The organism is Tenacibaculum agarivorans (assembly GCF_001936575.1).
Taxonomy (GTDB): Bacteria; Bacteroidota; Bacteroidia; order Flavobacteriales; family Flavobacteriaceae; genus Polaribacter; species Polaribacter agarivorans.
In genome coordinates this window covers 1-19,665 of record NZ_MSMP01000048.1, presented here as the reverse complement: position 1 = coordinate 19,665, position 19,665 = coordinate 1, and the positions used below count along the sequence as shown (strand labels likewise).

22 protein-coding genes are annotated in these 19,665 nt (G+C 29.6%); 15 read left to right on the top strand and 7 right to left on the bottom strand.

The genetic code is table 11. From position 1 onward, the window contains the following. The first annotated feature begins 242 nt into the window (after positions 1–242). From BVC87_RS21455 to BVC87_RS21390, 15 genes are all read left to right on the top strand, one after another. Positions 243–575 carry a hypothetical protein gene (locus tag BVC87_RS21455; protein WP_075344460.1) on the top strand — a complete coding sequence of 111 codons (333 nt, stop codon included), beginning with the start codon at positions 243–245 and terminating at the stop codon, positions 573–575. Further along, positions 569–772 carry a hypothetical protein gene (locus tag BVC87_RS21450; RefSeq protein ID WP_075344459.1) on the top strand — a complete coding sequence of 68 codons (204 nt, stop codon included), beginning with the start codon at positions 569–571 and terminating at the stop codon, positions 770–772. The genes BVC87_RS21455 and BVC87_RS21450 overlap by 7 nt, the downstream gene beginning before the upstream one ends. Next, the gene (locus BVC87_RS21445; protein WP_075344458.1) at positions 769–2,862 is read left to right on the top strand and encodes a hypothetical protein; all 2,094 of its coding nucleotides are present in this window, start codon (positions 769–771) and stop codon (positions 2,860–2,862) included. Before BVC87_RS21450 ends, BVC87_RS21445 begins: the two co-directional genes overlap by 4 nt. After that, positions 2,834–3,046: a hypothetical protein gene (locus BVC87_RS23265; protein ID WP_143569876.1), complete on the top strand. Its 213-nt coding sequence runs from the start codon at positions 2,834–2,836 to the stop codon at positions 3,044–3,046. Before BVC87_RS21445 ends, BVC87_RS23265 begins: the two co-directional genes overlap by 29 nt. Next, on the top strand, positions 3,043–3,288 hold the full coding sequence (locus BVC87_RS21440; protein ID WP_083629686.1) for a DUF3850 domain-containing protein: 246 nt from the start codon (positions 3,043–3,045) through the stop codon (positions 3,286–3,288). Before BVC87_RS23265 ends, BVC87_RS21440 begins: the two co-directional genes overlap by 4 nt. Positions 3,289–3,298: 10 nt before the next feature. Further along, on the top strand, positions 3,299–3,658 hold the full coding sequence (locus BVC87_RS21435) for a hypothetical protein (protein WP_143569875.1): 360 nt from the start codon (positions 3,299–3,301) through the stop codon (positions 3,656–3,658). A gap of 333 nt (positions 3,659–3,991) precedes the next feature. After that, complete coding sequence (locus tag BVC87_RS23575; protein WP_159439400.1) at positions 3,992–4,153, top strand: hypothetical protein; 162 nt, start codon at positions 3,992–3,994, stop codon at positions 4,151–4,153. Between the two features lie 18 nt (positions 4,154–4,171). Further along, a complete protein-coding gene (locus tag BVC87_RS21425) occupies positions 4,172–5,005 on the top strand; it encodes a hypothetical protein (protein WP_075344455.1) in 834 nt (277 codons plus the stop codon). 149 nt (positions 5,006–5,154) lie between these two features. After that, positions 5,155–5,283, top strand: coding sequence for a hypothetical protein (locus BVC87_RS23890; RefSeq protein WP_262509535.1), 129 nt, complete (start codon positions 5,155–5,157; stop codon positions 5,281–5,283). 3 nt (positions 5,284–5,286) lie between these two features. Further along, positions 5,287–5,940, top strand: coding sequence for a hypothetical protein (locus BVC87_RS21415; protein WP_075344453.1), 654 nt, complete (start codon positions 5,287–5,289; stop codon positions 5,938–5,940). 249 nt (positions 5,941–6,189) lie between these two features. Continuing rightward, entirely contained in the window at positions 6,190–6,492 is a 303-nt protein-coding gene (locus BVC87_RS21410; protein ID WP_075344452.1) for a hypothetical protein, read from the top strand. Further along, complete coding sequence (locus BVC87_RS21405) at positions 6,489–6,866, top strand: hypothetical protein (protein WP_075344451.1); 378 nt, start codon at positions 6,489–6,491, stop codon at positions 6,864–6,866. Before BVC87_RS21410 ends, BVC87_RS21405 begins: the two co-directional genes overlap by 4 nt. 223 nt (positions 6,867–7,089) lie before the next feature. Further along, entirely contained in the window at positions 7,090–7,644 is a 555-nt protein-coding gene (locus BVC87_RS21400) for a D-Ala-D-Ala carboxypeptidase family metallohydrolase (protein ID WP_075344450.1), read from the top strand. Positions 7,645–7,776: 132 nt separating this feature from the next. After that, positions 7,777–8,271: a hypothetical protein gene (locus BVC87_RS21395; RefSeq protein ID WP_075344449.1), complete on the top strand. Its 495-nt coding sequence runs from the start codon at positions 7,777–7,779 to the stop codon at positions 8,269–8,271. Positions 8,272–8,281: 10 nt separating this feature from the next. After that, on the top strand, positions 8,282–8,647 hold the full coding sequence (locus BVC87_RS21390; RefSeq protein WP_075344448.1) for a hypothetical protein: 366 nt from the start codon (positions 8,282–8,284) through the stop codon (positions 8,645–8,647). Between the two features lie 16 nt (positions 8,648–8,663). Here BVC87_RS21390 and BVC87_RS21385 read toward each other — a convergent pair whose 3' ends face one another. From BVC87_RS21385 to BVC87_RS21345, 7 genes are all read right to left on the bottom strand, one after another. Beyond that, positions 8,664–8,942: a hypothetical protein gene (locus BVC87_RS21385; RefSeq protein ID WP_075344447.1), complete on the bottom strand. Its 279-nt coding sequence runs from the start codon at positions 8,940–8,942 to the stop codon at positions 8,664–8,666. Between the two features lie 336 nt (positions 8,943–9,278). Beyond that, on the bottom strand, positions 9,279–9,710 hold the full coding sequence (locus BVC87_RS21375; RefSeq protein ID WP_143569874.1) for a hypothetical protein: 432 nt from the start codon (positions 9,708–9,710) through the stop codon (positions 9,279–9,281). Between the two features lie 1,742 nt (positions 9,711–11,452). Beyond that, entirely contained in the window at positions 11,453–11,980 is a 528-nt protein-coding gene (locus tag BVC87_RS21365; protein WP_075344443.1) for a hypothetical protein, read from the bottom strand. Positions 11,981–12,010: 30 nt separating this feature from the next. After that, positions 12,011–13,192, bottom strand: a complete 1,182-nt coding sequence (locus tag BVC87_RS21360; protein WP_075344442.1) for an MvaI/BcnI family restriction endonuclease — start codon at positions 13,190–13,192, stop codon at positions 12,011–12,013. Next, positions 13,189–15,402: a DNA cytosine methyltransferase gene (locus BVC87_RS21355; RefSeq protein WP_075344441.1), complete on the bottom strand. Its 2,214-nt coding sequence runs from the start codon at positions 15,400–15,402 to the stop codon at positions 13,189–13,191. The genes BVC87_RS21360 and BVC87_RS21355 overlap by 4 nt, the downstream gene beginning before the upstream one ends. Positions 15,403–15,691: 289 nt before the next feature. Continuing rightward, a complete protein-coding gene (locus tag BVC87_RS21350; protein ID WP_075344440.1) occupies positions 15,692–18,904 on the bottom strand; it encodes an AsmA-like C-terminal region-containing protein in 3,213 nt (1,070 codons plus the stop codon). 482 nt (positions 18,905–19,386) lie between these two features. Further along, positions 19,387–19,578, bottom strand: a complete 192-nt coding sequence (locus BVC87_RS21345) for a cold-shock protein (protein ID WP_075344439.1) — start codon at positions 19,576–19,578, stop codon at positions 19,387–19,389. Between the last annotated feature and the right edge of the window lie 87 nt (positions 19,579–19,665).

Below are 19,665 nucleotides of genomic sequence, written 5' to 3'. Positions count from 1 at the left end.
ATAACTGCAATCAAAAATTGCAAATTTCACAAATCAGAACCCAAATCTTAACATAAATGATTGCATTTAAGAAGAAATACGTGCAATAAAAAACCCCGACTTTGAGCATAAAGTAGGGGTTAAAAACTAGATCTTCCACGACTCTAGTCATCCTGTTGTATTTCTTATTTTGAAAACCGAGAATACGAGAGCAATATAATAAAAAAAACGCTAATCTCGTATTTTCATAACTTATTGAAAACATGGGAATTAACTATGTGAAAAGTGTTAAAATCGATGATTTACACAAACCAAAACAACAATCGTTCATTGTTGTTAGAAAATTTAATGCTCGTTATCAACTTAACGACAAGTTCAGAATTACTGATATTGCTGATAATTTTTTAGGTATTTTCTTTATTAGAAGTATCGAATTATTTCGCCTTGACAAAATAAATTCTACTATATCTTTTATGGATAAAAACTGTAATGTTGATATCTATACTGATATTATGAAACAGGTTTACGGGGTTACTGAAAAAGACACCCTTATGTCGATAGTATTTTCTAACGCTAATCCTTTAAGAGAATGCTAAAACTAATCCTCACACAAACGTTTTTCATTAACGCTTCTTTTCATATGGGATTATCACCAGAGCAAGCGGAACACCACTTAAAAGAAATACATGAACGCATCGATAAAAATCCCGATGCTATTAATGATCTTTCTTTAGAGCTAAAAGTTCACTACTTACGATATAGAAAATTTCTTAACACAACTAGCGTTTTATGATTGATACTTTAATTCTAAGATTGCATGGTTGCAATCAACAAAAAATAGGAATTACTCACGAATTAAATTACCGAAATGGTGGAGTAAGTTTGATGCAAGTACCTGAACATCATAACCTGTATTTAAAACTTTTTAATTATCAAGGCAAACATTTTGAGATTGCTAAGCGGGTTTCACAAACCACGCTTAGCAATTCTACCATGAATTTTGAGGATTATTTTACAAGTAAAACAAGTAACAAACTTAATCCTCACTTTTTAGAATTGAACAAAGTACGTTTTGTTGCAGCCGAAAAAGTATCAGAACGAAACGTTAAAGCCAACGGAAAGTATCGAGTACCGTCCAGCGAATCCGATGTCGTATTTTCTATAAATCCCGATGCGGGTTATGTAGAATTCAATATCAATGTAAATAAATACTTATTCGGTCACAACTTGGCGCAATTCATTCCACAATGCTATAGTCCAAACCGTATTAACGATAATTTTACTTTTTGGAACACTAATTCAAAACACATTCATAGACGTCTACTAGAATTTATTGATTCTTTTTTTCTAGATCTCATTTACTTTTTTGAAATAGATACTTTACCAGTTTATGAGTATATAGAACTCAATCGTATTGATATCTGTTATAATCAATTTTTTGAGAGTAGGGAAGATGCTTTACAATATTTAGAGTATCAAAAAAAGATTAGGAAAAAATGCTCTCTTGAGCAGCAAAAAAGAACAGATACTTTTGAAACTTCTATACAGTATAACACTCAAAACGGTATAAATTTCAAGATCTATCACAAAGGATCTGAATACATCAATACTAAGCACGGTGATTTTTCTAAGCATAACAGAATCAACAAGAATTATTTAAATTTTCATTTCAGAAACTCCAATGATTTTGACGCATTTAAAAAGAATCAAGACAAAATCATGGAAATGTTTAAAAAGGATACATTAGGCGATTTATTCTTATTTGACGATAAAATAGACAAGAAAATTGTAAATGAATCCTACAAGAATTTACCTTACAATACTATGTTTCTTAAGTCTGAAATGGATAAAGTATTGCGTTACGAAATAAGCTTTAAGGCTAAGGCTTTAGTTTCCATTTTTAAGAACAAATTCTTTCGCAAGAGATGCAAAATTCATCAACAACATATCCGTATGTATAAGAAAGTTCGAAAGAATTTAAAGTCACTTACAAAGCTGAACTACAACCCCTCTAAATTCGAGTATGATATATATAAGCACATGCATAATTTCCTTAATACTTCAGGTTTTGTAACATTATCTAACGAAAGAAATTTCAAGAAATACTGTATTAATTCATCCATGAATTATGATGCATCAACAATGCATTATAAAATCAATAACTATTACGAAGTATACCAAAAAGGAACTTTACTAGAAACTAGGTTTTGCGTTCCTTTTACCGATCAATTTTTACAGTATTTAGTTAATGAACTAAAAAAGCTTATAGATTATTATCAAATAGAGGAAATACAGCCTTATGATGATCTAGTCAAACGCGTTCATAAATACAACACAGAGGCAGAAAAAAAGCGTGATGATTACAACCGAATTAATGACCATTTAACATGGGAAACAACTCGATCAAAGGATATTCACGGTAATGTTTTCTTTACTAAGCAGCGCATTACAAAAGGAAACAGACGCATAACCAAAGCTTCTCAGCTCTTAACAGAAAGTCAACTAATGAAAATGGGATTTAAAACCGTCGTAGTAACTAATCTTATTGAAATTTTTAGACTTATTCATGAGAAGAATATGTCAATTGATGAGATTAAGAAATACTTAAAACTTTCGCCACCTCAATTTAATAGACGTCTTAGATTATTCAAAATGATTGGACTAAGTGAACAGAATATGAATGTAACTAAAAAAATCATTTGTAATACTGATTTTTCTAAGTACTACAGTCTTACTATGTCGTCAAATTATCAAAAGAATTTCTTTATAAAACCGAGCTATTTCCGAATAGATAGTGTTTCTAACGACAAGAGGATTACCATAACTGATTATAAATATCAAAAAAATAACTTCAATGAAAACAGTCTTAACACCGCCATATAACCTAAAAGAGGGCAGATATTTTATACACTCAGGTACAGTGTATAAATTTCATTCTTTATTAGAACATAAAGATCATTACTCCATAACATGCTCAAACCATGATTTAGTAGATATTATTACCATTCCTAAAAAATCTACTATAGATATGGTTTGCTATTTCGAATTAAAAAATTATTTATCATGAAACACTATTTAAAAATATTTACCGAACATTTTGAAGAAGTTCACAACGGTAATAAAAAAGCTGAAATAAGATTCAACGACCGAGATTTTAAGGTTGGTGACATCTTAATTTTACAAGAATTTAATCATAACAGTAATTCTTATACTGGTAGATCAACTACAAAAAAAATCACTCATATTCTTGAGGATATAGACGGAGAATTTGGTATTTCAGATGGTTATGTATTATTATCAATTAAATAAACCATTCACTATGAAAAAATACAAATTCAACCGACTTAGAAGGTTAATTATTAACTGGCTAGGCATCGACGAAATCATTGATAACATCGAATACGAAAACGAAAAATTAAATCGATTATCACAAACTGTAACTAATATATCAAAACAAAAATTATCACCAAGAAATCAACTAACATCGTCAATTTACTATACTAATGAGTTAGAAGATCTTATTAGACAAGGTGATACTAAAACAGCTGTACAAATGGTTAAATTCATAGAGAATTTAAAATTAGATTGGAACAATAAACATGTAATACATCCTTCAACTCGAGATAGGTATTTAAATCTAATTAGAAACTTACAATTAACCCTTTTAAACAACGAATAATATGCCTAGCAATAAAGAACTAATAAGTATTAAAGTAGATAAGAGTAACGAAGTTCTTAAAGAAATATTTTTATTAAAAAAGGAGTTGAAATTGAATTCAAGTCGAAAACTTGTAAGATATTTAATTCTTAATCATAGAAGGTTAAGGAATCACCTATTATTACAAGGTGAAATAGATATATAGGGGTTACTTTTTTATAACTTTAAATCTGTACTTACTTTTGTAACGTTTTCCATAAATTTTTTTTAATGTCATTATCGCGGTTAGGGGTCACTTTTTGAAACCCTTCAACCGCGATTTATTTTTGTCTTATAAAATTAATATAACTTCAAATGAGACGAAAAAACAACTCACTTTTTAAATGGCTTACCTACGGAATTTTTCTTGTTGTAGGTGCAATCTTTTCCGCAAAAGTTTTGACTTTTATGTCTAAAGTCCCTGTTGTTGGTGAAAAAATTGTAGAAACTGCTAATGACCAAAACAGTCAAGTTTAACCTTTAAATTCTTATTAAATGCAAAATAATTTTAAACTTGGCGTAAACCACAAGGAGATCATAAAAAATGAAAACGTAAAAGGAATCTTGTTAACGTTTTATCCTAGAAATACTACCGATCAATCTGTCGGTTTAAATAGTTTTTCTAAAACTTCAATTAAAATTGAACTTAGAAATTCTAAAACTAAAAGAAAAATCCAATTTTTCTCAGGTTATTTGGATGGTTTAATCGAGGCTCTTTATGCGCAAGAAACGCTTTATGAAAGTGTTTTTGAGCAACTAAATGATAGATACCAAGTATATATTCCATTTGCTGCAAGTGGTATGATTACGCCATTACATCTTAAAGATGATATCGAGTTAGTTGTAGATATTAATGTCGATCCAACTACTTTTAGTACAGGTATTTCCAAAACTACCTCATACGTAGAAATTGAAACAACTGTTACAACTAACGTTAACCACAATCGTTACTTCCCTGTAATTACTGAATACCCTATTGAATCGGGTAAAAATTCAGCTACAGAAACTTTAGGATCTGACATTGTTAAAGCTGTTTTTATCGTAGATAATTCTTTCATAGACTATTCGTCTAGTTCAGGTACAAAAATTTCTAATTTAAACTTAACAGGTTTAAAAAAGAGTGATTTAACTACTTATAACAAGAATGTTAGCGAGAATCTTTTATTTAATCAGCAGCGTCTTATGCTTGCTGTCAACCCTGATTCTACAGTCTACAATCCTGTAATTTATATAGGTGAGCCCTTAGATAACGTAAGTGTAGATCTACAATTTAATCAGGCTTCCACGCCCTTAAATAAGATCATCACAGTTAAGTTAGAAAACTATTAAACTATCAAATTATGAAGTTAATAGCAATTATTCTAAAGCTAATAGAGATGTTCAATTTGAACAGCCATGACGAGCTTGTAGAGCTTAAAAGAAAGACGAAATCATGGGAAGAGGGATGCATACATGACGACGCGACAAAGTTGCAGCAGATGTATGCTAAGCTTCACAAGGGAATCGCTTTCGAATTAGCTGCACCATTTATATTCTTGTTTGCCACTAAGTGGTTTCAAGACCAACTCAACCCTAAGTCTCCAGATAGAGACGATTATATTGACTAAACTATGGTATTTTCAACGATTTCAAATTTCATCGGTGATGGTATAGGCAACTTATTTGACTTTGATTGCATAGGTGCAAGTTTTAGCCCTGAAAAGGCTGAGCCAGAAACTAGAGATTTCATTGCAAAACTAAAGTCTAGATTTAATCTAGATTTTAGCATAAACTCTAACAATGCAATAGACGCTGAAAGCTCAGCAAATCAAGTTTTAAAAATACTTGATTACATGTCTTATTGGAGAAAAAAGACTGGAGACGGTCGAGAAGGATGCACCCGTGAAGGTGAATACCTTTCGGCTAATATCGCTAAACAAGAAGCTGACAGCCTTATTCAGAAACTCGAAAGTAGATATTCAGTTACTATTAGTAATGAAACAGGCGTATATAAATCAGGCTTTCGAGGCGCTCCAAGCAGATCAACTCCATATAGAAAAGTTACACTTAAAAATAAGACTATTTCTACTATACCTGTTAAACCAGTTGCAACGATCAAACCTGATAACTCTGATACTTTAGCCCCATCATTAGCACCACCACCAATCATAGATGTATCTAATTTTGGGGATAAAGACAAGAACAAAGAAACCTCTAAATCTGGTTTTATCTGGGTGATTTTAGGTTTCATATTATTAGTTTTCACTAAAAAAATTAAATTTTAATTATGTTTTTCGATAAACCAAAGAGAAAGCGTCGCCTTAGATATTGTGTAAAAGTGAAAGGTACCATAGTATCTAAACATTACACAAAGAAAGCCGCTTTTAAAGCTTCAAAATCAATTAGAGGCGCACAAGTATACTCATTAATTACCAAGCAACGAGTTTACCGCTAGAAATAACGCTAGCATCCTGTTATATTTTAATTATAGAGCAACAAAGGCGTTTCATTGGAACGCCTTTTATTTTAAAATTATGAACAATAAAAATTACAACAATTTAAAGGAATTTTGGTTTTGGTTAGGTCCTATTATTGCTTTGTTTTTTATCCTTAAAAAAGACCCTAAACAAAAAGAAGATCTACAAAAAAAGATGCTTCAAAATTCACCATCAATCTCAAAGAAAGAGCCTTGCAAATGTTCTTCAACTTCAAAACAACAATCTACTATAGAAACAAATTACATTATAGTAGATGAAGAAACATTGGAAAGATCTCACGACGTAGGTCTTAGCGATCTATCAGATAACATACTTAACTCAACTAATAACAAATTATGAAAAAAAAATTCCGTAAATCATTACTAATGATTCTAGCAGCTATTGCAGCTATGTTTTTCTTTACTAGAAGAAGAGAAAAAAAATTTGAAAATGTTAAAGACAAAGGAACTTTAACTGACGATATGGCATTATCAATAGCCAATGAAGCACAAAAAGCAATGAAAGGCTTAGGTACTTCAGAACAAACACTTGCTAACATTTTGCTCCCATTAACTGAAGCAAATTTTAACAAAGTCTTTGATCAATTTGGTAAAAGAAAGTATAGAAAATTGTTTTATAACGAAGACTGGAATTTAGCCCAATGGCTAAAAGAAGAGCTTAAAGACGAAAAGGAAATTAAGCCATATTACAAGTTCACTAGAGTCAGATCTTAAATGAAAAATCTACAGAACATACAAGGATTTTTAAATTCAATAAATTCAAAAAACATTGGTTTTTTAAAGCTACTATTAATCACAGTAATGGTAGCTTTAGTTCTTTGTTTTTTACTACTCTTAACTCCTTTTTTAACCATTATCGCAATTTTCTATTTCTTCTTTGATACGATAAATAGTATTCATAGGAGAATTATAAATTTTAGATACAAAACGAAAAAAAATGACAAACGATAGACTTTTATTTATAGAACCTCCATTTATTAGCCCACAATGGGATAAGAAGGTTACAGAAAATTTTACCTTAAAAGAGTGGTATGATAGCGTTATGGCTACATCAGAACAAAAGGAAGTTTTATTACAAACTGGAATCCCTTTAGATAAACGTATACCTAAAGTAGCACAACTTGTAAGAGACTACACTAAACAACCTGTTTATATAGGTTCTAGCTACCGTACATTAGAATGGGATTTGTCAAAAGGTAGAACAGGTACTTCGCAGCATATAAAAGGTTTAGCCGTTGATCTTAACGGTAAAGATGTTTTGCAAATGATAGAAAGTTCCGTCAATAATAGGGGAGAGCTTTACCAAGAACTTAAGGCTTTAGGAGTTAATTATTTCCGCTTTTATGATTGGGGCGTTCATTTGGATCTCAGACCAGATGAGGGATTAAGCTACGACCCTTCATATAAAAAAAAAGTAGTTAAAAAACAGAATGATTCTATTCTCGTTTTTGTATTTCTTTTCTTTTTGTTTCTCTTTAAAAAATTCAAATAATGCAAATTAACCCTCTTATTATAACTAGTATAGGTTTAACACAATCCTTTATTGAAACTACAGAGCCTATAATTCAATATTTAATCACATTATGTACACTGATTTACATAATTAAAAAAACGATAAAAAAAGATGACTCCACTTTATAAACGTACTATACTTAATTTAAATGATTCAGGTAACTCAAACACTACCATAGACGGTAGTGTTGTACCATTTACGCCCATAATGTATGCTAATAATCCAGCTATAAATGAAAATTTCAACTATCAATTTATAGTACAAGAAAGTTACTATTTAGTTCAAGGAGGATTAACTTTTTTAAATATTAGACTTACTAATATTGACCAAGCTCCAGCAACTGAAGGTATTCTATATATTGAAGTTCCTGAAGCTGCAATACCTAATCAAACTTTTATGACAACAAATGTTTTGTTTACCGGGCTAGATCAAAATTATAGAATCATCAACGCTACAAGAATATTTCACAATGGTAAATTAAAACTACAATTTCACACCTTAAATCCTGACGGAAGTAGCAATAGAAATTCTTTAGCAAATGCCAATTTTTCAAATGGACATTTGCATATTCAAGCCCTATCATTAACACAAATACCAACAACTTAATTACTTTATTATGCAATTTACTTTAGATTCTATAAAACACGTAGAAACAGTACTTAAGGACAAATTTAGAGGTATTGAACCTCAAATTACTGAAATTGTCACACCTTTATCAACTTTAGAAGATAGTGCTGCAGACACATTTTATTTTGGAATAATTACTTATAGTGGTAACGAGGATACAAACGGAAATCCAATTAACAATTTAGATTTAGTATTTTACGACCATACAAATACTAGAATATTACGTATGTCGTCTGAATCTCAAGCAACGTTATTATTTCATTCTCTTCAATTCCTCGACACAGCTACTGAAACAAACCCAAAGAGAGGACAGTTTAGAGGTTTTGAAATAAGATTACCATCTATAAACCTTTAAAACCTTAGTAAAATTACTAAGGTTTTTTTCTTAATATTTGTTTAATATCTTTAGGATTGTTAACTATGTCAATAGCCGTTATTAGTTTTTCATATTCATTTTTTAGTTTCCTTATTTTTTTGTCTCTTTCATCAACTTGTTTTCTTAAATCATCTATCATACGACGATGAATTAAAAACACCGATAAAGCATGGTCAATTGCTCTACTAGCTGTTCCTTTTTTCCAGATGAATTTTTTAATGTACTCTAAACTTTCTTTAGCATTTTCACTTAATTTTCTTACTGTGTACGCCATATTTCAATTTTTTTTATACTTTCGCTTTTTGAAATTGAGATAGGGGGACTATTTCCTTTTCACACTAAAACCACGATTTAACAGCCGTGGTTTTTTTATTCATTTTGACAGTTTTACTGCAGTAAAATTGTCAACTCCAGGACTTGACAATTTATACCTGGAGATAATTGTCAAGTCTACTTTTCCAACTTTGTCTATTATTGTAATAACTTTCATCACATTTTTTGCATTCCCAATGATGCCCCCAATTACTTTCTTCCTTTTTTTCCATGTACTGTTCGTACCTTTTTTTTCCGCATTTTCTGCACGTTCTTCTCGTCTTTGATTCCATAATTTTTAATAAGTATATAATTTTTGATTAAAAGGATCTTTTACTATTCCTATTGCTAATCTTCTTATAGAAATTGCATGTTCTTGGAAATATTCCCAATGAAAGTCTACTGTTCTTTTCCAGCTGCTGGGCTTTTCATTATCTGCTAATATTTCGTTTCTAAATTTATTTTCATCAACTATATTATAGCTAAACATAGGGTAGTCTTTCAAATGCTGTTTTTGTGCTAATAAATCACTATTTGTAAACTCATCAAAATCAGTATACTTTTTTAGAAAATCTATCATTTCTTTAGTATTATCTATTATAAGTATACTATAACTATGTCCTTCACATTTAACTTTTGGACTATTAGGTTTAGGGTTTTCAATTTTTTCTGTTTTTCTGTGACTAACAGATACAACAAATGCGGATTTACATTCCTTACTATTTTTCATGATTTTTCTTTTAATGTTATTATTTATACTCATTTATCCGTTTCGCCCACTAAATGCCTAAAAATTTTTGCTTGAGCTTTTTATAAAAAGCGACCTTTTAAAGCACAGCGCAGCGACCCAAATATTTTTTTCGAAATTTTTAATTATCTCGATACCTCGAGTACAAGCATTTACTGAAATATCTGTCTCTTTTTTTGAGTATAAATCTAGTTTTTCAATGATTTCAGACCATAAAGTCTGAAACATTAGAAAACCTTTTTAAGGCGAAAAAAAATAGCTTATTGAGGTAAATCCTTATTTTTGTACTCGATATAATAAAAATAAATACCGCTGGCTTTTTTGTTTCTTTTGAAGGAAAAAGAAAGTATAAAATATTCCGATTTACCCACTGCAATTTTTAATTTTTAACCTCAATTTCACGCGCTTTTTCACTTTTATGATCCCAATATAATAAAAAAGATTTAAGAGCCTATTTTTTTTTGATCTAACCACTTATACCTTAAACACACAAAAATCTCTTAAAAACAATAAAAACCACAAAATAATCGATTTTGATTTTAAATATATCACAAAATAACCTTAAATATTTTTATGGTTAACCCTCAAAATCTGACGTTTTTGTAAAAAAAAAGTGTTAAATATTTGTTAAGATAAAAAGTTACAAGGTGTCCCATATAACATACCTTGTCACGATACGAACACCGACGGAAAATCTTCTGAAGCTCCTGTAAAACCTCAAAACAGCCAAAATGTTAAAATTGCATTTTTTAAAATAAGTATCGTATTAATAACCAGTCAGTTACAGTTTTTTGTTAAAACTCTTTGAAAATCACTAAAAAATAGTTAAGCAAATTTTTATTTAAAAGCGACCCTTTTTTTTCATTATATTTGTCTCATCAGGAGTCATTTATTTAGCTTTTGTTTGGGTTCAATCTTCACTAAAAAAATTGAAAAATTGTGGTGTGGAGTAAATTTCTATCGTGTAATTCTATTTTACATAATATAAATTATAGTACAAATATCATATTTCGTTTATATTTTGTTGTTATGCCATTTGTAAGCCATAATTCCATATTATGTAAAATATCCCAGAAAGTCTTGAACGCATAATAAACTTTAGTACTGGAGTCATTAAACATTTGGCTTTTGGGTTTAGTACTAAATAAGAAACATCCTGCTGTTAGTACTATAATTAGACGCTATGTAAAATTGCCACGACCAACCGCTTTATTGTTTTTAAAAAATTAAATGCTTTATGGCATTTATTTTTAAACTCAATTTGCCAACGCTTGGCCACACCAAAAAAAGCTAAACCTTTTGCTCTTAATTATAATTCTCGTATTCGAGGAAAATCCCGTAAAATTTTTTTTTACGACATTCTCGTAAACTTGCCACAAGAGTATAAAATTTTCCCTCGTTCAAATCCTTGCTTAAAAATTTCTATACACTTGTTAAATGTAGAACTTCAATTAAACCTTTTTTTCTTATTTCATTATCTTTTGTCTTGAAACAAAAGAAACAAAAATTCAAGGCTACATATAATTTTGGAAACAATTAACGGTTCATTCGCTATATTTTAGGAAACATTGTAACTGGTTAACATTTCTTTGAAATCCTTTGTATAATCGAAATTCTGAAGAAACTGTATTACCTAAACCTCTAAAATATGCTCGCTCATTTCTCCAATTGTTTTGAACAAAATTTTATGAGGCCAAGTTTAACATTGAGATTCTATTAAAAAGCTAACCTTCAAGACCAAGCCTAGTGTTGAACAAAGCTTGTTCAATATGATTTTTTTTAAATGCCTTAAATTTTTTATTTCTTTTTCGTCTTTTAAGTTCTTTTTTGAACTTCGAATTCAAAACTGTACTTCTTAATACCTCTTTGATATTGGTTAAATGCTCATCTTCCTGATTAAGAGGTATAACAACTAATTTGTCTTCCAATTTAGTCATTAATATATTTTCATCTGGTTTTGTAAAATTGTTTAGACCGTAGACCCAAAATCGGGCCTCTCTTTTAATTGGAGGGAATCCAAATCTGATTTTCGCTACAATAGATTCGCTGTTATGTAGAATAGCACATTCCATATATACCTTATGAGCATCAGGCATTTTATCAAAATCAAAGATTGATTCATTATTTAAGAATTCGCGAATTGGTGCTGTTGCATTCATTTCGCTATTCTTCAACATTCTTTTAGTAATATTGAATACAACATTACTACTATTAGTTTGTTTTGAAATTAATTCAATTAATTGGTCAGACATATTCAAACTAAAGTAAGATAATTTTCCCTTTTAATCTAATAAACTATAAAGATTACTTGGTGGAAATAATAAATCTAAACTATTAGGTTTAATTTTAAACAAAGGACCTTTCTCAACTACTTTACCTTTCGAATTTCTTTTTATCAAATGGTCTAAAGTAATAATACCTTGTTCAATTAGTAAATCAAACTGCGAAACAATTGGTTTTTTAGTATGTTCAACCTGTTTGTATTGAAAATATTCTTTTCCATCATCATAGATTGTATCAGCAGCAACCCAGAAAGTTTCTTTATGTTTTTCAAGTAATCTGGAGTGTAGTTTATCCAAAGTCCAAACTACAAAGTCCCCTACTCCTTTTTCATTAGAATTTTCTATAAGTTGATTTAAGTCTGAATCGACTTTTAAAGTTAAGCCTTGTGAATTGATTGTTTTTGCTGAAACAGTACAGTATAATTTAAAATCTTCATCTCTCCAATAACCAAATGCATCTAATATTTCGGAAGAACTTTTGAATTTACTCAGTTTCCAATTAGGAACTTGTGCAAATAAATTTTTCCTATTTCCTTTATTTGTCCTGAATGATTTCAATTCAATTCCTTTGTAGTCAGGAAGTTTAGAAGAATTAATATCAATACCCAATGCAGTTTCTAATGTTCTTCCTACAGAAGTATCTGCATTTACCATTGATAAAATTGGTCCACCTTTTGCTAGGTTAACCAACATATTTAATAATTCGGTTGAAACTGCATTCTCAATAAAATTAATTTCGTTGATTAATTCTTGTAAAGGGTTTACAATAGATGAATTAATTAGTTGCTCTATTGGTAATTGCGTTAAATTTAGAACGTGTAATTTATTCTCAAAAGCAATTAACGCCAAAATATCGTTTGGATTAGAATGTTTAGTTAATCCACTAAACCATATTCTAGGATCTCCTTTTTTTGTTTTTGGTCTATATAAAGAAGTTCTTGATTTATTTACTTTATCAGTTTCGTAAATGAGGGCATCAATTATTATTTTGCTTTCTGGACCTTGAGCTTGTAAATTATAATCGTGAAAATTATTTTTTCTTAAATAATTTCTAACTGTTCCAGTAGCATCCATAATAGACTTCTTAAGTCCATTTGCAGTAGGTTCAATCAATGTTAAAGAGATTGAATTTTCAGTTAAAATTTTAAGCTTCTCTTCTTCTTGGTTGGTTAGTATTCTCATTTAATATTTTTCAAGATTTCAGTTGCAATTGCTCTTGCCATAAGTGGTGGTACTGCATTACCAACTAATGTATATTGTGGTAACTCAGTCTTTCTATTATTTCCACCAGTAGAACGTTTCCCTTGAAAAACAAAGGAGTCATCGAAAGATTGCAATCTAGCCATTTCTCTTACTGTTAATGCTCTTGGAGAATTATAGTGTATATAATCATCTGGAATTGTCATAACTGTTGGACTTTGACTTTCCGGTTTTAATACATTGTAGTTTCTTTTTTTAGAAGACAAGCCACATTTATTTAATTCAGCTTGTGCTTTTTTATAACCGCCTTCTTTTAAAATAATATCAAGTCGTTTTATTACATCTTCACCTTGATTACTAGTTTTGTGGTTATGAAGTACATCAAACACTTTTTCACCATTGTTTAAAGCTTCTGTGTTTTTTACATAAAATGGCTTTTTAGCTTTTGAAAATCTACCGTTTAATCTTCCTTTTTTACTCCAATCTGCAAATGTTTTTCCTTTTGATTTAAGTGGCTTACCATCAATTGAACGAGTTTTTAATAAACTCTTCATTTTTTTAGCAGTTCCGTTGTATTGTTTAGAAATATCAACTAATTGATAAAGATGGGCTTCTTCATTATTTCCAATAAAATCTAAATCATACAATGCTTCAAACACTGTAACCTTTTCTTCTTCAGTTACAGTTGCAGGAATTTCAGAAATGAATTTTTGGTCTTTTCTGCATCCTATAAATAACACCCTTTCTCTATTTTGCGGAACTCCATAATTTGATGAGTCTGCAACAAATGGAGCTTCAATTCTGTATAGCCTTATATCATTTATAATTATGTCTAATTCTTTGCTTTGTTTGGTATTGCAATAATCACGAATCAACGTAAGACAATCATCAATATTTAACACATAAATTTTTAACGCTTGGATAATATCATTACAAGATTTTTCAAAGTCTTTAGCTATATTTAATCTACTAAAAGCTTCCTCTATTTTATTGATAATTTCATTCGAATCTATATCAGTCAGAAATTTAGTGAATGAGTCAACAAAGTAATCGTTATCAATATTACAGAAATCTTTCTCACGAATAATGTCGCGCTTTAATTTTTCCCATTCCTTATTTCTAACTAACAAATTAAAACCGTGTCTAATTGTGCTTATTCTTTGATCAGTTTTACTTGTTTTGTAGTCTACAATATCTGGCGTTAACTTTTTAAATTTAGAATCTATGCTTTTGATATAGAATTCTTTAAATTCTTCTGCTTTTAAATCAGTGTATTGCTCAATTTCAATTCTCTTTACTAAACAATTCAAAAGAAACTCATTTTCTAAATTATTTTTCTTTAATGATTTTATGAAAGTTGTTAGCTTCGGAATTTCTTTAATATCAACAATAGAATTAATTTCTTTCAGAATTAATTCTTTAATTTTCCCTTTCTCTTTTGTTAGTATTCCTTTTACATTCTCCATTATAAAATACTTCGGTTGAAGTACTTTAATAACTTCTAAATAATGAGAAAATAAATCGTCTTTTTTATCAAACTTCTTTCTTTTTCCAGCTAAACTAAAACTCTGACAGGGAGGTCCACCACAAACAACATCAATAGTTTTATCTTTTGTTTTCGACAACAAATTGTCCAAAAAGTCAGGCTCTGTGATGTCTTGACATAAAAAATCAGCATCTAAACCTAATTGGTGGTTATAACGCACAACGTGCGTTAATTCTGAATTTTCATTAATGTCATTTGCTAAAATGAAATCAAAGAACTTGTTATTGTGTTCAGCTTGAATAAAACCTTCACTAAATCCACCTGCTCCTGCAAATAAATCTATAAACGTGAAAGGTTTACCATATAAAGAAACTTGCTCTCGGACAATATTTACATTATGGTTTTCTTTATATGCTTTTACAAAACCAGTTAGTTTTGATTTTAATTCTTTATTCGTGTAACTTTTTTTGTATGAATTATTTAATAATTCATCCGCTCTATCCCTTAAATAGGTTAAGTAGTAATTTATTTCTGTTGCTCTTTCAGAATTCTCTTTTACGGATTGTGTTTCTTTATCAAAGTCTTCTTGTTTTACTTTTTCTCCTGTTGATAATTTTACTTGTTCAGAATTACAATTAATTCTTAAATGAATTGGAGAAAATCCTTTTTTATCAGATTTGTCAAGGTAGAAATTTATAGTAGCCATATATTAATTGCGGACGTTTTTACGGACACGGACAAATTTACGGACACTTAATTAGATTTCCTACTAAAATTTGGAATATTTCCATTTTAACCCATTCCATACACATTTTGTCTCCACTCCTTTGCCCTTTCAACAAAAAGAGTATTCCATTACATTTTTAAAGAAACTTTTGGAAAGAAAAAAATCCAAGAAAATTGGGTTAAAGAACTTCGCTTTTACCAAAGCAAAGTTACATAAAGCAGAACATTATGGTCCAAAATATAATATATTTATGTTGTCATAATATCATTTACTTCTTTTTAGGTTTTTTCTTCATAGACACTTCAAAATCGTCCAGAGTTCCATGCAATTTTAAATTTAAGTATCTAACTTTCTTAGTAGGATCAACTTCTATAATTTCATCCTCTTCTTCTTTAGTTCCACTATTTTTTTTGTTCTTAAATAATTTATACCAAACTGCTTTCCTAACGGTTTTCCAAGGAATTCTTAAGTAATATTCAATATTATTATTCAAATCTTGTGTGCCAGATAATTCCATATGTCCTAATGTAGATTCAATAGTCATGTTAGGAATCGTTATGCGTCCGTTATGTATGTCAATATGATTTTGAATCGTATCAAACTTGATATTGTTCAAGTTTTTATCTCCCATATAACTAGACAACAATTTCATTGGTTCATAATTCTGTAGTTTTCCATTAAAAACTTTTACATCCATGTGAACTTCAGATTGATCTAAATCTGGCACTAAATCAGGATAAATTCTAATTTTTCCAGTTATGTTGGAAGAAACATGTCCTTTTAAATTATCTGAAACCAAATGATCTTGTCCAAAATTTTCAAATTTGAATAAGAACTTATCCAGATCAATTTTAGTGGTTTTTATATTCGGTTTTAGATAAATTTTCTTCGGATTACTACCGTTAAAATATCCCGACATATTAAAATTACCTCCAGCGGCATTCATATGTAAGGTATCTACATAAATGTAATGATTCTGCGTAGTACGTAATTTTGCTTTGATGTCCTGTAAATGAATTCTTTGATACATAAAATAATCAACATCAACATCAAATTTCATATCCGTAAATGGTAGCTCATATAAATTAAAGGCATCGGCATGTGCAGGAACATCTGCCGTTTTTGATTTTACAGTTATGGTTGCCTTCTCTGTTGGTTTATCAGGAGGAAATAGCTGATCGTAATCAATATAATTTGCTTTGAAACTAAGGTAATTGTCTCGTTTTTTAATCGCTTCGTCATCTCCTAAATAATAGTTCAAGCCGATATTAAAAGAAGTTCTCCCTATTTTACCTATAAAATCTTTCACAACCAGATGATCATCTTCATAATGAAAATCACCTGTAAAATATTCAAATCGTAATGGATGTACATGCATTTTGGTATTCAGCTTGTCTAATTCTAAATCTATAGAATGCAATGCCGATGCTTTATAATGCATACTAGAATTCACATGCAATTCCAGTTTTTCAAATTCTTCATGTCTATAGTCTTCAGGAACATAATTTTCACCTTGATACGAGAAAATGTCTTCCAAACGCAATAAGTCTGAAGTTAACGTAATATCTAAATCTACATCACCATTCAATTCTTTTTGCATCCAAAAACCATAATCATGTACCAATCCGTTAAAATGAAAATCAGAATCATCAATAAAACCAGTAAAATCTTTGATTTTAAGATCTTCATCATCAATTAACACATCTACATGAAAATCGTGTAATTTATGTGGATAATGCTTTAGTTGTGCATTTAAACTATCTATAAAAAACTCTCCTTTTGGTAAATATTTACTCTCAGTAAAAGCCTTTGCTGAGGATTTAAATGAAAATCCAGCAGTTACATCTTTAATTTGCTCATCTATACCTGTTTTTATACTATCAGTAGCAGAAAATTTTGTAAGTTCAGCAATATCTAGTAGGTTCGATTTAATATCTAAATGCGTATCGACGAGTGTATCTGTATGATGCACAATAGCTGGTAGATCTGACAAATATCCAGTTATTGAAATATCAGAGTTACCTAAAAGGATATCAAATTGATTGATAGTCGCTTTTTTTCCTTTCATTTCTATATGTGCATTCAGTTTTTTTAATGGTGTAGGAAGATCTTTGGACGATAAACTGAGGCTATCAATTTTTAACTCGCTATAATACGCCTGGTTCAACCTGCTTAGTGCTAGTTCTGGGTTATTAATATCTACAATATCATGAAAATTCATTTTTAAGGAAACATTTCCTGATGCAATATCTACTTCACTTAAGTTTAAAAAATCAGTTACAAATTCAAGATTGAAGTCTGTATTTAATCGCATATCTATTTCTGGTTCATCAAAATTATTGATCACAACATTTCCTAGAATTTTTCCTTTTCCTAGTTTGGCAGTCATATCTTCTAATGAGAATGTTGTGGTACGAGAACTTCGTTCCTTACCATTCGTAAAATGCCCTTTAAAGCCAATGTTTTTAATTCGCTTACCTCTATTGGGGCTTTCTAAAAAAGCTTCATCGACTCCGAAATTCACATCAAAAAAAGGGACTTGTTGATTCAATGTAGGTCCTTGAACTACAGCGTTAAAATAAATTTTTCCTGCATTTTTATAACGTTCTAAAACAGGAATAAGATCCTCTGGAGCAAAAGCTATAAGCATATCAAAATTAGGCTTCGTTCCTTTTATGATAAGATCAAGATCAAAATCATTTTTTGTGTCTACTTTTCCCTCTAACTCAAAATCACCATGCTCCATAGTAACTCCAGAAGGTTCGATAGTAAGTAATCCAGTATCTTTATTCAAACTAATATCCGTATGAACATCAAAGTGTTTGTGTTTTACATACGTAGTATCGCCATTACTAATTAAATTCATTTCAAGCTTCGTATCAATATGTCCTGAAATAACTTCATTATCAATATTGAAACCTCCATCAGCTTCATAAATAAATGTTTCTAGGTCAGTATTTTGACCTTCATCTTTTTTGTGGATATCTAGATTGTGTAATTTGACTTTTTGAAGTTTAAAATCTATTGGTGCTGAACTTTCTGTTTCATCAAAGGGTTTTAATACGTTTAACAGATTTAGACTTTTATCTTCATGAATTACAATGTCAAAAAATCCTTCCTCTACAATTAATGATTTAATGGTATAATTTCCTTCTAAAATATCCCACAAGTTAAAACCTACGTAAATATCTTTAACGTCCAGAATAACTTGTGAGTTATCACTTTTAGTTTCATTTATTTTTAGATCGTCTACTTTAAAAGAAATATTAGGAAAATTACTAAAGAGTGATAAATGCGTGTCACCAATATCAATAAAACCTTTGTGGGTTTTGTTAAGCTCAGCTATATGAACTTTAATAATACTATTTTGTTTTGTATTGATATATAATACAGTAACAATAAGAAATAGAATAGGTAAAAGTATTACGCAAGCAATAAATCGCAACCAGAATTTTCTTTTTTTAAAGGTTTCAAATTTCATAATACTTATGATTATTATAGTAGAGTGTAAGCTTTTAGTTAAATGTTAAAACTAAAAATACTAACTAAAATTTTATCTAGCCATTTTTTTAACTTTTTCTAAATAATCTTTTGAATATCCGTTGTAAATCGTATTTGATATTTTAACGCTATTCCGAATTTATTTCGGAATCTCATAATGTTAATAAATAAGGTTTTATGATGAGAACCTGAAACAAGTTCAGGTTGACGTTTGTTTATTATTATATATTACGGATAGGCATAATCAGCTTAAAAGATATTGAAATAATAGTACGAAAATTTCTTAAAAAGATTATATGTAAAATATGAAAATTATTACATGTTACGTATACTATATATTATACTTCCCTCCTACACTTTGTCTTCGATCAGTGCGAATTCGTCACATAAATATAATATGTGATCAAAAAAAAAGTTCATCACTTAATGAGAACTTTTACTAAATTATATCTGTAAACTCGATTAGATAACTCTAACGTTTACGGCATTTAATCCTTTTTTTCCTTCTTTTAATTCAAATTCAACGGTATCACCTTCACGAACTTCGTCAATTAATCCTGAAATGTGTACAAAATGTTCTTTATTGCTTTCTTCTTCTGTGATGAAACCAAAACCTTTTGAATCGTTGAAAAATTTTACTGTACCTGTAATCATTTTAATGTAATGTATTATAATTTTATTCTTTGGTAAACAAAAGTAATGCCATTTTTACGAACTACCTCAGTTTAAACCCTTTTTATT

Excerpts from the sequence above, each read along its gene's own strand:
- BVC87_RS21360 (WP_075344442.1), bottom strand. The coding sequence starts at position 13,192 with ATGAGAATACTAACCAACCAAGAAGAAGAGAAGCTTAAAATTTTAACT.
- BVC87_RS21375 (WP_143569874.1), bottom strand. The coding sequence starts at position 9,710 with ATGAAAAATAGTAAGGAATGTAAATCCGCATTTGTTGTATCTGTTAGT.
- BVC87_RS23575 (WP_159439400.1), top strand. The coding sequence starts at position 3,992 with ATGAGACGAAAAAACAACTCACTTTTTAAATGGCTTACCTACGGAATT.
- BVC87_RS21455 (WP_075344460.1), top strand. The coding sequence starts at position 243 with ATGGGAATTAACTATGTGAAAAGTGTTAAAATCGATGATTTACACAAA.
- BVC87_RS21390 (WP_075344448.1), top strand. The coding sequence starts at position 8,282 with ATGCAATTTACTTTAGATTCTATAAAACACGTAGAAACAGTACTTAAG.
- BVC87_RS21400 (WP_075344450.1), top strand. The coding sequence starts at position 7,090 with ATGACAAACGATAGACTTTTATTTATAGAACCTCCATTTATTAGCCCA.
- BVC87_RS23890 (WP_262509535.1), top strand. The coding sequence starts at position 5,155 with ATGTATGCTAAGCTTCACAAGGGAATCGCTTTCGAATTAGCTGCACCA.
- BVC87_RS21435 (WP_143569875.1), top strand. The coding sequence starts at position 3,299 with ATGAAAAAATACAAATTCAACCGACTTAGAAGGTTAATTATTAACTGG.
- BVC87_RS21415 (WP_075344453.1), top strand. The coding sequence starts at position 5,287 with ATGGTATTTTCAACGATTTCAAATTTCATCGGTGATGGTATAGGCAAC.
- BVC87_RS21445 (WP_075344458.1), top strand. The coding sequence starts at position 769 with ATGATTGATACTTTAATTCTAAGATTGCATGGTTGCAATCAACAAAAA.
- BVC87_RS23265 (WP_143569876.1), top strand. The coding sequence starts at position 2,834 with ATGAAAACAGTCTTAACACCGCCATATAACCTAAAAGAGGGCAGATAT.
- BVC87_RS21410 (WP_075344452.1), top strand. The coding sequence starts at position 6,190 with ATGAACAATAAAAATTACAACAATTTAAAGGAATTTTGGTTTTGGTTA.
- BVC87_RS21385 (WP_075344447.1), bottom strand. The coding sequence starts at position 8,942 with ATGGCGTACACAGTAAGAAAATTAAGTGAAAATGCTAAAGAAAGTTTA.
- BVC87_RS21355 (WP_075344441.1), bottom strand. The coding sequence starts at position 15,402 with ATGGCTACTATAAATTTCTACCTTGACAAATCTGATAAAAAAGGATTT.
- BVC87_RS21405 (WP_075344451.1), top strand. The coding sequence starts at position 6,489 with ATGAAAAAAAAATTCCGTAAATCATTACTAATGATTCTAGCAGCTATT.
- BVC87_RS21350 (WP_075344440.1), bottom strand. The coding sequence starts at position 18,904 with ATGAAATTTGAAACCTTTAAAAAAAGAAAATTCTGGTTGCGATTTATT.
- BVC87_RS21395 (WP_075344449.1), top strand. The coding sequence starts at position 7,777 with ATGACTCCACTTTATAAACGTACTATACTTAATTTAAATGATTCAGGT.
- BVC87_RS21425 (WP_075344455.1), top strand. The coding sequence starts at position 4,172 with ATGCAAAATAATTTTAAACTTGGCGTAAACCACAAGGAGATCATAAAA.
- BVC87_RS21450 (WP_075344459.1), top strand. The coding sequence starts at position 569 with ATGCTAAAACTAATCCTCACACAAACGTTTTTCATTAACGCTTCTTTT.
- BVC87_RS21365 (WP_075344443.1), bottom strand. The coding sequence starts at position 11,980 with ATGTCTGACCAATTAATTGAATTAATTTCAAAACAAACTAATAGTAGT.
- BVC87_RS21345 (WP_075344439.1), bottom strand. The coding sequence starts at position 19,578 with ATGATTACAGGTACAGTAAAATTTTTCAACGATTCAAAAGGTTTTGGT.
- BVC87_RS21440 (WP_083629686.1), top strand. The coding sequence starts at position 3,043 with ATGAAACACTATTTAAAAATATTTACCGAACATTTTGAAGAAGTTCAC.